The organism is Peribacillus sp. V2I11 (genome assembly GCF_030817135.1).
Taxonomy (GTDB): domain Bacteria; phylum Bacillota; class Bacilli; order Bacillales; family DSM-1321; genus Peribacillus; species Peribacillus simplex.
Window position 1 is genome coordinate 5,411,548 of record NZ_JAUSYW010000001.1, and the last position, 12,810, is coordinate 5,424,357.

General features: G+C 39.3%; 21 protein-coding genes and 1 pseudogene. 5 read left to right on the top strand and 17 right to left on the bottom strand.

Annotation, left to right across the window (positions count from 1 at the left end):
- Positions 1–221: 221 nt before the first annotated feature.
- Complete coding sequence (plsY, locus tag QFZ73_RS26320) at positions 222–809, top strand: glycerol-3-phosphate 1-O-acyltransferase PlsY (RefSeq protein WP_251431706.1); 588 nt, start codon at positions 222–224, stop codon at positions 807–809.
- An 80-nt stretch (positions 810–889) separates the two neighbouring features.
- Here plsY and QFZ73_RS26325 read toward each other — a convergent pair whose 3' ends face one another.
- The 4 genes and pseudogenes from QFZ73_RS26325 to QFZ73_RS26335 all read right to left on the bottom strand — a co-directional run bounded on the left by QFZ73_RS26325 (position 890) and on the right by QFZ73_RS26335 (position 2,139).
- Positions 890–1,132, bottom strand: coding sequence for a hypothetical protein (locus QFZ73_RS26325; RefSeq protein WP_307272410.1), 243 nt, complete (start codon positions 1,130–1,132; stop codon positions 890–892).
- A 36-nt stretch (positions 1,133–1,168) separates the two neighbouring features.
- Positions 1,169–1,290: pseudogene (locus QFZ73_RS29080) on the bottom strand (methyl-accepting chemotaxis protein); the annotation flags it as partial.
- 458 nt (positions 1,291–1,748) lie between these two features.
- Positions 1,749–1,955 (bottom strand): protoglobin domain-containing protein, encoded by a 207-nt coding sequence (locus QFZ73_RS26330; protein WP_307273098.1) that lies wholly within the window; start codon positions 1,953–1,955, stop codon positions 1,749–1,751.
- 43 nt (positions 1,956–1,998) lie between these two features.
- Positions 1,999–2,139 carry a hypothetical protein gene (locus QFZ73_RS26335; RefSeq protein WP_307272412.1) on the bottom strand — a complete coding sequence of 47 codons (141 nt, stop codon included), beginning with the start codon at positions 2,137–2,139 and terminating at the stop codon, positions 1,999–2,001.
- A gap of 328 nt (positions 2,140–2,467) precedes the next feature.
- On the opposite strand from QFZ73_RS26335, the gene QFZ73_RS26340 reads away from it, so the two are divergent.
- Positions 2,468–2,617: a YycC family protein gene (locus tag QFZ73_RS26340; RefSeq protein ID WP_069981711.1), complete on the top strand. Its 150-nt coding sequence runs from the start codon at positions 2,468–2,470 to the stop codon at positions 2,615–2,617.
- Between the two features lie 16 nt (positions 2,618–2,633).
- On the opposite strand, the gene QFZ73_RS26345 is transcribed toward QFZ73_RS26340, so the two are convergent.
- From QFZ73_RS26345 to QFZ73_RS26355, 3 genes are all read right to left on the bottom strand, one after another.
- Complete coding sequence (locus QFZ73_RS26345) at positions 2,634–2,855, bottom strand: PadR family transcriptional regulator (protein ID WP_307272416.1); 222 nt, start codon at positions 2,853–2,855, stop codon at positions 2,634–2,636.
- 289 nt (positions 2,856–3,144) lie between these two features.
- Positions 3,145–3,396 carry an NUDIX hydrolase gene (locus QFZ73_RS26350; RefSeq protein ID WP_307272418.1) on the bottom strand — a complete coding sequence of 84 codons (252 nt, stop codon included), beginning with the start codon at positions 3,394–3,396 and terminating at the stop codon, positions 3,145–3,147.
- Positions 3,377–3,637, bottom strand: coding sequence for an NUDIX domain-containing protein (locus tag QFZ73_RS26355; RefSeq protein WP_307272420.1), 261 nt, complete (start codon positions 3,635–3,637; stop codon positions 3,377–3,379). Before QFZ73_RS26355 ends, QFZ73_RS26350 begins: the two co-directional genes overlap by 20 nt.
- Before the next feature lie 90 nt (positions 3,638–3,727).
- Between QFZ73_RS26355 and QFZ73_RS26360 the strand changes: the two genes are divergently transcribed.
- Complete coding sequence (locus QFZ73_RS26360) at positions 3,728–4,024, top strand: HesB/YadR/YfhF family protein (protein ID WP_307272422.1); 297 nt, start codon at positions 3,728–3,730, stop codon at positions 4,022–4,024.
- A gap of 38 nt (positions 4,025–4,062) precedes the next feature.
- Here QFZ73_RS26360 and QFZ73_RS26365 read toward each other — a convergent pair whose 3' ends face one another.
- The 7 genes from QFZ73_RS26365 to acnA form a co-directional block, all read right to left on the bottom strand.
- Positions 4,063–4,356 carry a hypothetical protein gene (locus QFZ73_RS26365; RefSeq protein WP_251431732.1) on the bottom strand — a complete coding sequence of 98 codons (294 nt, stop codon included), beginning with the start codon at positions 4,354–4,356 and terminating at the stop codon, positions 4,063–4,065.
- 25 nt (positions 4,357–4,381) lie between these two features.
- The gene (locus QFZ73_RS26370; protein WP_251431735.1) at positions 4,382–4,813 is read right to left on the bottom strand and encodes an acyl-CoA thioesterase; all 432 of its coding nucleotides are present in this window, start codon (positions 4,811–4,813) and stop codon (positions 4,382–4,384) included.
- Between the two features lie 156 nt (positions 4,814–4,969).
- On the bottom strand, positions 4,970–5,215 hold the full coding sequence (gene tlp, locus QFZ73_RS26375) for a small acid-soluble spore protein Tlp (RefSeq protein ID WP_230160703.1): 246 nt from the start codon (positions 5,213–5,215) through the stop codon (positions 4,970–4,972).
- 64 nt (positions 5,216–5,279) lie between these two features.
- Positions 5,280–5,423 carry an acid-soluble spore protein N gene (locus QFZ73_RS26380; protein ID WP_251431738.1) on the bottom strand — a complete coding sequence of 48 codons (144 nt, stop codon included), beginning with the start codon at positions 5,421–5,423 and terminating at the stop codon, positions 5,280–5,282.
- A 141-nt stretch (positions 5,424–5,564) separates the two neighbouring features.
- The gene (locus tag QFZ73_RS26385; protein ID WP_081108788.1) at positions 5,565–5,693 is read right to left on the bottom strand and encodes an FbpB family small basic protein; all 129 of its coding nucleotides are present in this window, start codon (positions 5,691–5,693) and stop codon (positions 5,565–5,567) included.
- A 468-nt stretch (positions 5,694–6,161) separates the two neighbouring features.
- Entirely contained in the window at positions 6,162–6,695 is a 534-nt protein-coding gene (locus QFZ73_RS26390; RefSeq protein WP_307272430.1) for a redoxin domain-containing protein, read from the bottom strand.
- 207 nt (positions 6,696–6,902) lie between these two features.
- Positions 6,903–9,614, bottom strand: coding sequence for an aconitate hydratase AcnA (gene acnA / locus QFZ73_RS26395; RefSeq protein ID WP_098371886.1), 2,712 nt, complete (start codon positions 9,612–9,614; stop codon positions 6,903–6,905).
- Between the two features lie 384 nt (positions 9,615–9,998).
- Between acnA and sspO the strand changes: the two genes are divergently transcribed.
- Positions 9,999–10,151, top strand: coding sequence for a small acid-soluble spore protein O (gene sspO, locus QFZ73_RS26400; RefSeq protein ID WP_034312428.1), 153 nt, complete (start codon positions 9,999–10,001; stop codon positions 10,149–10,151).
- A gap of 157 nt (positions 10,152–10,308) precedes the next feature.
- Here sspO and QFZ73_RS26405 read toward each other — a convergent pair whose 3' ends face one another.
- Positions 10,309–10,572 (bottom strand): hypothetical protein, encoded by a 264-nt coding sequence (locus tag QFZ73_RS26405; RefSeq protein ID WP_251431747.1) that lies wholly within the window; start codon positions 10,570–10,572, stop codon positions 10,309–10,311.
- A gap of 114 nt (positions 10,573–10,686) precedes the next feature.
- On the opposite strand from QFZ73_RS26405, the gene QFZ73_RS26410 reads away from it, so the two are divergent.
- Positions 10,687–10,830 carry a small acid-soluble spore protein P gene (locus tag QFZ73_RS26410; RefSeq protein WP_083450736.1) on the top strand — a complete coding sequence of 48 codons (144 nt, stop codon included), beginning with the start codon at positions 10,687–10,689 and terminating at the stop codon, positions 10,828–10,830.
- Positions 10,831–11,025: 195 nt separating this feature from the next.
- Here the strand turns inward: QFZ73_RS26410 and QFZ73_RS26415 are convergent, their stop codons facing one another.
- A complete protein-coding gene (locus QFZ73_RS26415) occupies positions 11,026–12,045 on the bottom strand; it encodes a thiazole biosynthesis adenylyltransferase ThiF (protein WP_307272441.1) in 1,020 nt (339 codons plus the stop codon).
- Entirely contained in the window at positions 12,042–12,809 is a 768-nt protein-coding gene (locus QFZ73_RS26420; protein WP_307272443.1) for a thiazole synthase, read from the bottom strand. The genes QFZ73_RS26415 and QFZ73_RS26420 overlap by 4 nt, the downstream gene beginning before the upstream one ends.
- Position 12,810: the final 1 nt, after the last annotated feature.

The window sequence follows — 12,810 nt, forward strand, 5'->3', positions numbered from 1 at the left end:
ATATCAAAAGATGCAAGTTCATCAAGGAAAATTCATTTTTTCAGTGGATTTTTTTTGGACAGCCGTACCATTTTGTCACGAAAATGTTACAATAAGAGAAACAAAACAGGTATTTTAAGGCTGTTTTTAGCTATTTCTACACGTTTATTTTTGAAAAAGGGAACAATCGCCCCTTAAACGTGTTAAAAAAAAAGATTTTTCTTTAAAGAAAGGGTAATAGAATGCTTACATTTATCACTATACTGGCTGCCTACCTGATCGGTTCGATTCCTTCCGGTTTAATAATTGGTAAAACCTTTTACAAAATCGACATCCGGGAGCATGGCAGTAAAAACCTAGGCGGGACAAATACCTTCAGGACACTTGGTGTCAAGGCAGGGCTTACCGTTACTATCATGGATATACTTAAGGGTACCCTAGCAACTTTTCTGCCGTATATGCTAGGCGTGGAAATGCATTTATTGCTAGCCGGAGTTTTTGCGGTCATCGGTCATATGTTTCCCATTTTCGCAAACTTTCGGGGCGGTAAAGCTGTGGCAACTTCTGCTGGTGTCATTCTTGCATATGAACCATTATTTTTTGTTTTTGCCGTTATCATATTCTTCATATCCTTATACATATCCAAATATGTCTCGCTTTCTTCCATGATTGCTTGTCTACTTGCTCTCATCTATAGTTTAGTGTTTCATACTGGTGATTTGCCGCTCATTATTGTAATCGGTATATTAACTATCTTCATTTTTTACCGGCATCGCGCAAACATCAAGCGGATTATCGATAAAACTGAACCGAAAGTAAAGTGGTTGTAAGAACATGCGCATATCCAAGTGAAAGTAGGCCCGAATGCATGGGCCTATTTTTCCATTCTACAATTCATTTGCCGAGTTATTCAGGATACCTGCATGCCTCGAAACCTTTTCGGAGCGTCTCCGATTTCCTGGATGATTGACACTAATCCCTGAATTGTCATTTCCATTTCTGTAGAATCCGTTATATTCCCTTTGATAACTTTGATTATTCCATTAAAGGAGTTTTCTGTTAACTCCGATTCTTTCTCGCCAGCTGGAACCACTTCCTTGACCCTTAGGACAGAATCAACCACATCTTTCATATATTCATTTGATGTTTGCACGATTGCATCCATTTCAGCTATCGACTTTTTAGTCTATTCAGCAAGTTTCCTGACCTCATTCGAAACAACCGCAAATCCATTACCATGTTCACTGCACGTGCTGCATCGATGGCTGAGTTCAATGATAGTAACTTTGTCTGGTCGGCTATTCCCTGTACAAGCTTAACAAACTCGGTAATGCTAAAGAAGGATTGGTTTTAATAAAACAATCTTTTCATCAACATTTTTCATGAAAATAACAAGGTTTTGTATCTTTTCCGTTAAGATTTGCATAAGATTCTGCCCCTCTTCAGCCAATGTTTTTGAACGAAGTGATTGTTCAGCGCGCGTTGCGATCTGCGTGTTGACATATTGCCCGTATTCTATAATTTGCTTAACGGAAGCCTCCGTTTCTTCACTTTATTTCAGGAATTCTTCACTAATTAACGAGATTTTCCTTCTCACTTCCTCTTTTATTTCCTTATAATGATTTTCCCTAGCTTTTAAATTTTCCAATTCATATGCCTCAAGGACTAACAACTGTTCGAGATTGAGTATTTTTCCTATCGCTGATATTAATGCCCTCTGCTCTTCTTGATCCTGCTTTGTTCAAAGACAATTCTTTGCAAGTAATTCTCTACATTATGAAAACCGGATGAATACCACCAGGGCTGTAAAATCCAATTCGATAATGAGTCTTCGCCACCTTCGTCCGCAATTCAACTAAATCATCGTCAATCACTCCATTGAATAAAGATAGCATATGAGTAATTAACGTTTTCCTCAATTTTCCCACTGTGCTGTGCTCCGTGATTATCCCTTTCAATTCAGGAACCTGCAGAATTGTACCTGAGGCTCGATAGCCTCTCTAAAAGCATGAATCATCTTTAAATCATCGATTCGGTTAAATCGATGATATTCACCTGAAGTTTCACCTGTTCACTGCTTACATCCAATATGCCATCTGTTTCATTTGCTTTTTGTAACCAGATTGCTTTTTCCTGCTTCGCTTTTATGAAAATCCCCATTTCCCACTCTCCCTGATTTTGTATTCACGATAATACGAACCCAAGATATTCCATCAATTCGTCATGAGTCTTTATATCCATTTATGAAAATAATACGGACCCCATATAAAATAAACGATTCTTTTGAACTAATCATTTTTTATTTTGGCCTCATTGCAATTCTTTTGTAAAGGTAAAAGGCGCTAGAATATGTCTATCTACATTACCTTCCACTCAAAAGAAAATTATGGGTTTAGTTTAATGGAGAAATGGTCAAGTAAGGATTGAATAATTGGAGTACAGAGGCTACACTGGAACTAGCTATTAAATATCGATAGGAGATAGTTCCATGAAGCCATTGCAAATATCACCGGAAACCGCATTAAAGTTATCCAAGTCACTAAACTTGCCTTTAGAGCAAATCATGCATATGCCTACACCCGTCTTGCTGAGAAAGCTTGCCGAGGCTGAAGCAAAAGAAAAAGAAAATACAAAATAGCTGCAGGAATCTGCAGCTATTTTTGCTCATATGTGTGCGAAACGACCTTACGGATTACGTCTTGAAAGGCGTTCCATTCTTCCCATTGATCTTGAAACTGAGCAATACCCACTTTTATCGCATAATAATATTTTCTTTTCGGCCCTTCTATGGAATCCTGCCAGTAACTATTTAAATACTCTTTCTCTTCCAGCCTTTTTAAAGCTGGATATAACATGCCTTCTTTGTAAATAACCATCACTTAACTGTTTGAGCGTTCGATCATCTCATACCCATACCTATCCTTTTGAGCCAATAATGAAAGCAACACCATTCCGTACTCCCTTTTAACAGCTCCGTTTTCCGCAAATCAGCATCCCCCTCTTTAAGGAAATAAATAAGATGGCATTTCGTTTTATCATCATAATATATAATTTTTCAGAATCTTGCCTACCCCATCAAGTACCAATATTCCGAATATTCTTTACCGCTTTGTAATATTTAGCTTAGGAATCAAAATAGGCAAAAAAACCGCACATGGGCGGTTTTCAATTGGTGAAAGTCAATTCTTTTGCAAAATCAGGCAACGGCTTCTTTTTGACTGATATTAAACGTTCATTTTCATAGGTACAGGCAAATTCCAGTGGTGGTTCATCCTGTAATATATCTTTTAGATAATACTTTATGTTGGACACAACTTCATTTGCCTCCATAACCCATTGATATGGCTTCCAGGCAAGTTCCCCTTCATCACAGGAAGAAAGCACGCCACCTGCATCTTCAGCTCGGTAAACATACATTCCTTCCACCCGTTTGATTCCATGTCACAATCCCTCGAAAGGCCAACCCCTTTACCTTCAATCCAGTTTCTTCCATATTTTCGCGTTCCATCGATTCATCGATGGTTTCACCTTGTTCTATTTTCCCGCCTATTCCATTCCATTTATGCCTATTGGGATTCTTTTGGCGAAATAGCATCAACACTTCATTTTCGTTGGATTTTTTTCGGGTTATGAAACAAATATTATATATAATATCCATGGTTGTTTCCTTTCTTAAACGCACATTATTCGCATCTACTTCATAATTACTTTATACTTAAATAACGAACCTTTAGGAAGGAGCATTAGTATGAAACTGACCATTTCCGATCAAGCAGCTAAGTGGTATATTGATGAGCTGGGGCTTCAAGAAGGCACTCATTTGCGCTTTTACGTAAGATATGGCGGGCATAGTACCGTCCAAAGCGGCTTTTCATTAGGTATCATGCAAGAAGAACCTGAAACTGCAGCAGCCATAACCACTATGAATGAGATTACTTTTTATGTAGAAGAAAAGGATTTATGGTACTTTGATGGTCACGATTTACTTATTACTTTTAATGAAAAACTGACTGAACCTGAATTTCACTACGAAAAGAGTGCTTGACCCATGCAGCAGCGGTGTAAACTGCTGTTTTTTCTTGTTCAATCGAGCAGGCGCTCTTTAATATCTTCCGCCCTAAGAATTTCCGCTTGCTTATCCCCTAAAAGATCGAAATGAGAATAGCCATCCTTCCTGTGATGAATCCACTCTTTTTTAAGCCCGTATTTCTTACCCCACTCCGATAAACGCCGTAAATCATTACACCCCACTTTTGTAACCGTCTTGCAACCGGGAAATCGGTCATCCAGCCAATAATGAGTTAAAAAAGCTATTTGGCCTTGATCGATTTTCTGCTTCCAGGCTACTAAGTCTAGCCGTTTAATACCAAAAGCCATTTCTTATTCACCTCAATGATTGTAATTAAACCAATTCATCCTGCTTTTTATTTTTCTCATAGGCCTCATGCCATTCAGGATACATCCGTTTAATGGATATCGGGCGGAAGCTCTCCTTTTTAACGCAAACGTGGGAAGAATGACCTGTAGCCGCCACTTCATTTTTTCCATTAACGATTTCATACCCATAAACGACCCGTAAGCCGTCATATTTTTCAATCCAGGTTTTAACTTTTACCTTATCACCATATCTAACAGGGGTTTTATACGAAGCCTGAATATCCATAACAGGTGAAAGGATGCCATCCGCTTCCATATCCGCATAATAAAATCCTAAATCATTTATCAATTTTGTCCTGCCTAGTTCCATCCATATAAAATAATTCGCATGGTATACAACTCCCATTTGATCTGTCTCTGCATACCGCACTTCAATTTCATTTTCAGCTATGAACATTTTGTTTCCCCACTTTCATTTCTATTGCATTAAACATTTTACCATATCAATTGTGCAAATTTCCTTTAAGCTGTCTTAATTGACTGCTTCCCTGCCATGATCCCTAAAAAAAAGGAGAAAGAGTTTCTCGCCTCTTTCTCCCCTTTACCTAGTTGGTTAAATATTATCGTTACTATAACCGCTTTCCCGTGCTTCTTGCTCATCTTGCATTTCTTCCTTCATTCCATCAATGCTCTTTCTTCTTCGGTCATTTTTGGCCTTAATTGCCTCTTTTTCCGCCCCTGAAGAGAATGATAACGTTTCATTTGCCGCGATTATGTTTTCTTCTGTATTTTGAATTGCATCCTGAATTTTTTCAACATTATCCAAACGGTTATCCTGATTGTGTTTATATGAGCCCATTAATTTCACCTCATGTTATTTTGTTTACATAATATTATTACGATTTCTTAATTAAATCCCTTGATTACTCACCTTTAGTTTGAATGACTTGAGGATGTTTCCCTGATTTGTCCTGCATTTTCTTCCCGTTATTGCCACCCGCTGCTATTGGTTGTGTCCCTATATGGCTCGGTCTAAAGTGTTTGGAATCTTTTTTGGGATTACCCATTCTATCGCCTCCTCCTCTTATCATGGATAAAAAAGACGAAATTCATGAATGCCAGTTTTTGAAAAAAGTCATGAAAAAAGAGCCAGCGCTTTGAAGGAACCTTCATGGCACTGGCTCTTTTGAAAAAATCCTTTGCAAAACCTATTCAGCCTTTTGCATATGTTTTTTTTCAAGACGTTCCTCAAGTCTTTCCATTTGTTTAACGTCCATCAATAATTCCTTTTTGTTTTCTTTAATTAATTCTTCAAATGTCCTTTTTCTTTTTTTCATGCTTTTCACCTACTTATTTTTAATATACTATTCAGTATTGCCAAATTAACGTAAAATTATGACTATATGGTGTTCATTCCTAAAATTGTCATAATTATCAGATTTTTAACCTGATAAAATTACATTACTCCACTCTCTATACTTTAACCCTTTTTTCATTAACATTAACCATAATTTTTTAAATTTTTTGATTTTTCCATTAAATTATGACAACTTTGTTAACATACAATAAAACGGAACCTTATGAAGGTTCCGTCAGACTGTAGTCAAATTTCGGAGAAAAGTCAATTTACCTACAATTTTTGTTCTAAAAATACGTTCCCGTTTGTTTTCAGAACTCCACTCCCTTTCCGCCGACTGTCTGCCAAGCCGCATCAAAGCAAGCGTCTCCGGGGTCTCGACTAGCCAGTTATTCGGCAGGAGTGTCGCGAATTTCTTCAATACCGATGAAACTTCATAAAGGTTCCCCTACTGCATACTATTTATATTTCGTTCCATATCTTTTAGTTGCATGGCTGAAATTACCTTATTCCTGATAATGCCTTCTTTGTCAATGAAGTAAGTTGTTGGTATGCTAAGAATCTTGTAGCGCTCATTCACTGGATTTTCTGCACTTTGACTGTCCAGCGGAATGGTAAAAGTAATTCCATTATCGTCTACAAAGGATTGTACATCATTTTCCGGGTCAATATTGACAGCAAGTACGACGACATCATCACCCGCTTGCTGTGTATATTTTTCCATATCCGGCATTTCCTTCTTGCAAGGCGGACACCATGTTGCCCAAAAATTCAGCATTACCTTTTTACCCTTATAATCAGATAATTCAACTTGTTTCCCATCCAAAGTTTTCAGGGAGAAATTCGGTGCTTTAGCTCCAATTTTCAATCCGCCTAAAGCATCTTTTTCGTCATTTTTCTTTGATTCATTATCCATAGCCTGCACGATCGCTACTGTAATAAGTGACAGTAAGGCCACCGAAGCAATAATTTTTTTAAGCATACTCGTCCTCCTAGTCCCATTACAATAAAAATATTAGTCCATTTCCAGAAATAGAACAACTTCCCTATTCCATCTTAACAATAAAAGGACCTCCGGAAAAGTGTATTTCCTTTAAATCATATCATGATATCACTTTGTTTCATAAACTTGACACAAAAAAAAGCGGTAAACCTGACAAGTAGGTTTACCGCTTCCTAAAAGCTGAAATTAGCCTTTTAATTTATTACGTAATACCATTTGAAGGATACCACCGTGACGGTAGTAGTCGATTTCGATTTCTGAATCGAAACGAACAAGTACATCAAATTCTTTTACGTTTCCAGCTTCGTCAGTAGCTGTAACTGTTACGATATCACGCGGTTTAACTGTTTCGTCGATTTTAACTGCGATCGCTTCTTTACCAGTCAATCCAAGTGTTTCAGCGTTTTCGCCTTCTTTGAATTGAAGTGGAAGAACACCCATTAATGCAAGGTTAGAACGGTGAATACGTTCAAAGCTTTCAGCGATGACTGTTTTGATGCCAAGAAGGTTAGTACCTTTTGCAGCCCAGTCACGAGAGCTTCCCATACCATAGTCTTTACCAGCGATGACTGCAAGACCTGTTCCATCAGCTTTGTATTTCATACAAGCATCATAGATAGCCATTACATCGCCTGTTGGCCAGTAAGTTGTGTATCCACCTTCTGTACCTGGAGCAACTTGGTTACGGATACGGATGTTTGCGAACGTTCCGCGCATCATGGCTTCATGGTTACCACGACGAGAACCGTAAGAGTTAAAGTCACGCGGTTTCACACCGTTTTCACGAAGGTAGATACCAGCTGGTGTATCTTTACCGATTGCACCTGCAGGAGAAATGTGGTCAGTTGTTACTGAGTCACCGAATTTACCTACTACGCGCAAACCAGAAAGTGGGTTAACTGAACCTGGTTCTGGTGATAATCCTTCAAAGAATGGAGGATTTTGAATATATGTTGATTTTGAATCGAAAGCATAAATTGCTTCGTTGCTTGTTTGGATTTCATTCCAACGTTTGTTATCGTTGAATACTGTTTCGTATTCTTTACGGAATAATTCCGGTGTAACTGTTGCTTTAACAGCAGCGTTAACTTCTTCTTGTGATGGCCAGATATCAGCAAGATATACATCGTTACCATCTTTGTCTTTACCAAGTGAATCATTGTTAAGATCGAAGTCCACAGTACCAGCAAGTGCATATGCAACAACCAAAGTTGGAGAAGCAAGATAGTTTGCTTTCACTAGTGGATGAATACGACCTTCAAAGTTTCGGTTACCAGAAAGTACTGAAGTTACTAGAAGATCCGCTTCAGCAACTGCTGCTTCGATTTCGTCCGCTAATGGACCTGAGTTACCGATACATGTTGTACAGCCGTAACCAACTACGTTGAATCCTAATTGATCAAGGTATGGTTGAAGACCTGCATCACGAAGGTAACCAGTAACAACTTTAGAACCTGGTGCCAATGATGTTTTTACATAATCCGGAACAGTCAAGCCTTTTTCAACTGCTTTTTTAGCAATAAGACCTGCTCCAAGCATTACGTACGGGTTAGAAGTGTTCGTACAGCTTGTGATTGCAGCAATTGCAATCGCACCTGTTTTCATTACCGTTTCTTTACCATCAGCAAATTTAACAGTTACTTCTTTATCCAATTCAGAATTGTCCATGCCAAAACCTTGGTTGCCCATAGGTGCATTGATAGCATCATGGAAAGATTGTTTCATTTGAGAAAGTGGAATCAAATCTTGCGGGCGTTTAGGGCCTGAAAGGTTTGGTTCAATTGCTGAAAGGTCGATTTCCACAACATCATTGTATGCTGGATCTTCGTTTTCAGGAGAGTAGAACAGTCCATTTTCTTTACAGTATGATTCAACCACTTTAATTTGATTTTCATCACGGCCTGTTAAGCGCATGTAATCGATCGCTTCTGCATCAACAGGGAAGAAACCAACTGTAGCACCGTATTCAGGAGCCATGTTAGCGATTGTTGCACGGTCAGCAAGTGGAAGGTATCCTACTCCTGGGCCGTAGAACTCAACAAATTTTCCAACTACGCCGTGTGCACGAAGAACTTGTGTAACTTTCAATGCAAGGTCAGTAGCTGTTGTACCTTTAGGAAGTTGGCCAGTCAGTTTAACACCAACCACTTTTGGAACCGGGAAGTAAGAAGGCTGTCCAAGCATGCCTGCTTCTGCTTCGATACCGCCGACACCCCAACCAAGAACACCAATACCGTTGATCATTGTAGTATGTGAATCTGTACCGAAAACAGAATCAGGGAATACTTCGAAGTCGCCGTTTGGAGTTTCAACTGCATGAACCACGTTCGCAAGGTACTCTAGGTTAACTTGGTGAACGATACCAGTTGCCGGTGGAACTGCACGATAGTTGTTGAATGATTTTTGAGCCCAGCTTAGGAACTGGTAACGCTCTGCATTACGTTCGAATTCAAGATCCATATTGGCATCAAGGGAATCCATTGTACCTGCCTTATCAACTTGTACAGAGTGGTCAATTACAAGGTCAACCGGGATTTCCGGGTTGATTTTGTCAGGATCTCCACCAAGTGCTGCGAAAGCATTACGTAAAGAAGCTAAATCAACAACAACTGGAACACCAGTGAAATCTTGTAGGATTACACGAGATGGCTTGAACGGAACATCTATATCTTGTTGCTCGCTTGTTCCCCATTTAGCAAGGTTCGCAACGTGTTCTTTTGTGATGACTCTTCCGTCTACTTGGCGAAGTACCGCTTCAAGTAATACTTTAATGGAATATGGAAGGCGTGATACTTGGCCGTCCCCTGCTTTTTCAATAGCGTCTAGGCTGTAGTAGTTGTAGCGTTTCCCTTCAATTTCAAAGGACTTACGCGCTTGGTATACGTCATTTTTCGTCATGAATATTACCCCCTATTAAACTGTCAGAACATATTCTGCACATAAAAGTAAAACCTGGTTCACTGAAACCATGTTTACCATAAATATAAGTAAAAAAGTTAGTTTGTCGAATTTTCTCTCTCTTCTCCCACCCTAACTCTTCCTTCAACTTAATACTAATATAGAAATGAGTATAAGTAAATAACAAGAAAGTTATTGTTTTTGATAAGTTTCTCTTATAGAAAAAAATCCCCACATATTAAAGTGCATTTAGGAAGCCTTGCTGATATGCATTTTATTGAAAATACCCCTATTTGCGGCCTGATAAATTATTCCAGCAAAACATATTAGTACTTCATACATAATCATTCGACATTATCGCATTCTATGGGTGGAGGTGTCGAAATGACAAAACAAAAGGCAAATCATGTTATACCAGGTATGAATGCTGCAAAAGCGCAAGGTAATGGAGCTGGTTACAATGATGAACTGGGAAATGAGCCGCCATTATCTGAAATGCAAAGGCAAAATAATAAAAAAAGAAAGAAAAACCAATGATTTCCCTCATTTCTAGGCGTTAAATAGGATAGGCTTTTTGAAATGGCAGTTGTACTGCATTTTTCAAAAAGCCTATTCCATTCTAAAATCAGGAACGCACAAGTAAAACGGGCAAAACTCACGAGTAAAGCGCATGAATTCACGATAGAACTGTCACTCAATAGTCCTCTGAATTGACCTCATTGACGATTGCCTGAATATCCTGTTCGAATTTTTTCAATTGTTCTTTCTGATGTTCGGAAGCGGTGATTAAAGCAGATTGTATTTGCTGATAGGCCTCGTTCACTTCCTGCTTCACATGTTTCAATTCCGTTCCGTAATCCGGTGCGTTCTTTTCAATGGATGAGTATACATCAAATACCTGTTGATAACTTTGCTGGGCTTCCTGGAAAGTCCTTCGCTTATCTTGTTTATCCTGCATTTGGGTTCAGCTCCTTAATTAGTGTCCATCCATAGGATGTACGAGGTTTGCAAATATATGTATGTGAATAAAATTTCACGGACTGATTATCTTAAGAGATAGGAGGGATCGCACATGAACAAAAACGATGGTAAAGATATTCGAAAAAATGCTCCTAAAGGAAATAATCCAGGTCAACCTGCACCGTTAAGCGGTTCTCATAAGGTGAAAAACAGACAGCACTCCCGTCAGAAGCATAATAGCAGTCATGATATGTAAGCTGCTTAAATAATCGTTCCACAACAAAGCGGTGCCGCCCTGAAAAGGCAGACACCGCTTTCGTTTTTTATTTGTAAAGCAAATAAGTCACATGAAGAATGTTAGATACCTTCCTATTATATGGGCATCTTTTTTGGCACTTCTTTCACGAGTTTAAACATTTCAAGTCCGTGCCATTCCATTTTTCAATACAGTTCAGCCAAAATATCGATGATATAACGTTTTTGCTTCTGCAATATCCTTTGTTCCATGAATCAACGCCCGCCCATCTTTAAAAACGACCAACCGATGGGTTCCGATAGTAAATGAAAGTAAATAAGGATTCCTAACAACCTTACCACCTTGTGAGAGAAGATTGTTTTCGAGCTCCGCTAAGTCTCTTTCAAGATTCCACGCCGGCCGAATCTGGACAGAATCCCTTCCGCATAAAACGGCTGTCTTTGTTCGATTTGAATAGGAGAGGTGGGGATACGTTCGATTTGACCCACATGACAAACAAGTATCTTTTTTTAATTGAGCTACATTTATCGATGAATGTTCATTTTTCCAAAGATCAAATGAAACGATTTTGTTTCTTAATGATTCATAATCTTCTACAAGAATTTTTAATGCTTCCGCCATTTGATGGGCAACGACCGTTTGAACAGCAGGGCTGATGATTCCCGCCGTATCACATGTCAGTCCACCCATTGGAACTGTTTCCAGCAAACAATTCAAACATGGGGTCACCTCTGGGATCACCGTGTAACTTATCCCATAACTCCCAACACAGGCCCCGTAAATCCAGGGTATTTTATATTTTTGCGCAGTATCATTAATAAGCATCCTGGTATCGAAATTATCAGTGGCATCCAATATTAAATCCACGCCTTCAACTAGCTTTGCCAGTTCATCAACCGAAACATCCGCCACATGCGATTTTACGATAACGTCCGAATTTAGCGCATTCAAACGATTCTTAGCTGCCACTGCTTTCGGTATTCTTTTTAGTGCATCTTCTTCACAATACAGTTGTTGTCTTTGAAGGTTGCTCCACTCTACATAATCTCTGTCCACAATGGTGAGTTTCCCAATTCCTGCTCGTACAAGGCCTTCAGCACTTCCCGTACCAAGAGCACCCGCTCCAATCACCAAAACGTGTTTTTTGCGAATTTTCAATTGCCCTTCTTCCCCTATAGGGCCAAAAAGTTCTTGACGTGAATAACGTTCATTCATCCAATGCTCAATCCTTCAACTGGGCTGCTTGCTATCGCGTAATCATTTTTTTCGATTCTCCCTGCTTCATACCCTAATCGACCTGCCTCAATGGCAAGTTTCATTGCTCTCGCCATTTTGACTGGGTCTTTTGCTCCGGAAACAGCAGTGTTAAGCAATACGCCATCCGCCCCTAATTCCATGGCGATTGCCGCATCAGAGGGCGTTCCAATCCCTGCATCAACAATTACTGGAACCTCTGATTGTTCCATGATGAATCGTAAGTTCAGTGGGTTTATAATGCCTTGACCAGAGCCAATTGGTGAAGCTCCAGGCATGATTGCATGGCACCCCACTTCTTCCAGGCGTTTAGCGAGCAACACATCATCCGAAGTATAGGGTAATACGGTGAATCCCAGTTTCACTAATTCTTCAGCAGCCTTCAATGTTTCAATCGGATCAGGCAGCAGTGTTTTTTGACAGCCAATGACTTCTACCTTAATCATGTCACATAAGCCAGATGCCTTTGCAAGATGGGCTATGCGGACTGCTTCTTTGGCTGTTTTAGCTCCTGCTGTATTGGGAAGGAGCGTGTATTTTTTCAAATCAAGCTTTTCTAAAAAATTGGGCTGACTGGCTTCAAAAATGTTCATTCTCCGGACCGCAAATGTTAATATTTCCGTCTCCGAAACCTCCACTGATTGCTTCTGAACATCGAAGTTTGGATATTTTCCAGTACCTAATAATAATCTTGAAGAAAATTCATAAGAACCAATCTTTAACATA

Excerpts from the sequence above, each read along its gene's own strand:
- plsY (WP_251431706.1), top strand. The coding sequence starts at position 222 with ATGCTTACATTTATCACTATACTGGCTGCCTACCTGATCGGTTCGATT.
- QFZ73_RS26335 (WP_307272412.1), bottom strand. The coding sequence starts at position 2,139 with ATGGGGATTTTCATAAAAGCGAAGCAGGAAAAAGCAATCTGGTTACAA.
- QFZ73_RS26340 (WP_069981711.1), top strand. The coding sequence starts at position 2,468 with ATGAAGCCATTGCAAATATCACCGGAAACCGCATTAAAGTTATCCAAG.
- QFZ73_RS26345 (WP_307272416.1), bottom strand. The coding sequence starts at position 2,855 with ATGGTTATTTACAAAGAAGGCATGTTATATCCAGCTTTAAAAAGGCTG.
- QFZ73_RS26350 (WP_307272418.1), bottom strand. The coding sequence starts at position 3,396 with ATGTATGTTTACCGAGCTGAAGATGCAGGTGGCGTGCTTTCTTCCTGT.
- QFZ73_RS26355 (WP_307272420.1), bottom strand. The coding sequence starts at position 3,637 with ATGGATATTATATATAATATTTGTTTCATAACCCGAAAAAAATCCAAC.
- QFZ73_RS26360 (WP_307272422.1), top strand. The coding sequence starts at position 3,728 with ATGAAACTGACCATTTCCGATCAAGCAGCTAAGTGGTATATTGATGAG.
- QFZ73_RS26365 (WP_251431732.1), bottom strand. The coding sequence starts at position 4,356 with ATGGCTTTTGGTATTAAACGGCTAGACTTAGTAGCCTGGAAGCAGAAA.
- QFZ73_RS26370 (WP_251431735.1), bottom strand. The coding sequence starts at position 4,813 with ATGTTCATAGCTGAAAATGAAATTGAAGTGCGGTATGCAGAGACAGAT.
- tlp (WP_230160703.1), bottom strand. The coding sequence starts at position 5,215 with ATGGGCTCATATAAACACAATCAGGATAACCGTTTGGATAATGTTGAA.
- QFZ73_RS26380 (WP_251431738.1), bottom strand. The coding sequence starts at position 5,423 with ATGGGTAATCCCAAAAAAGATTCCAAACACTTTAGACCGAGCCATATA.
- QFZ73_RS26385 (WP_081108788.1), bottom strand. The coding sequence starts at position 5,693 with ATGAAAAAAAGAAAAAGGACATTTGAAGAATTAATTAAAGAAAACAAA.
- QFZ73_RS26390 (WP_307272430.1), bottom strand. The coding sequence starts at position 6,695 with ATGCTTAAAAAAATTATTGCTTCGGTGGCCTTACTGTCACTTATTACA.
- acnA (WP_098371886.1), bottom strand. The coding sequence starts at position 9,614 with ATGACGAAAAATGACGTATACCAAGCGCGTAAGTCCTTTGAAATTGAA.
- sspO (WP_034312428.1), top strand. The coding sequence starts at position 9,999 with ATGACAAAACAAAAGGCAAATCATGTTATACCAGGTATGAATGCTGCA.
- QFZ73_RS26405 (WP_251431747.1), bottom strand. The coding sequence starts at position 10,572 with ATGCAGGATAAACAAGATAAGCGAAGGACTTTCCAGGAAGCCCAGCAA.
- QFZ73_RS26410 (WP_083450736.1), top strand. The coding sequence starts at position 10,687 with ATGAACAAAAACGATGGTAAAGATATTCGAAAAAATGCTCCTAAAGGA.
- QFZ73_RS26415 (WP_307272441.1), bottom strand. The coding sequence starts at position 12,045 with ATGAATGAACGTTATTCACGTCAAGAACTTTTTGGCCCTATAGGGGAA.
- QFZ73_RS26420 (WP_307272443.1), bottom strand. The coding sequence starts at position 12,809 with ATGTTAAAGATTGGTTCTTATGAATTTTCTTCAAGATTATTATTAGGT.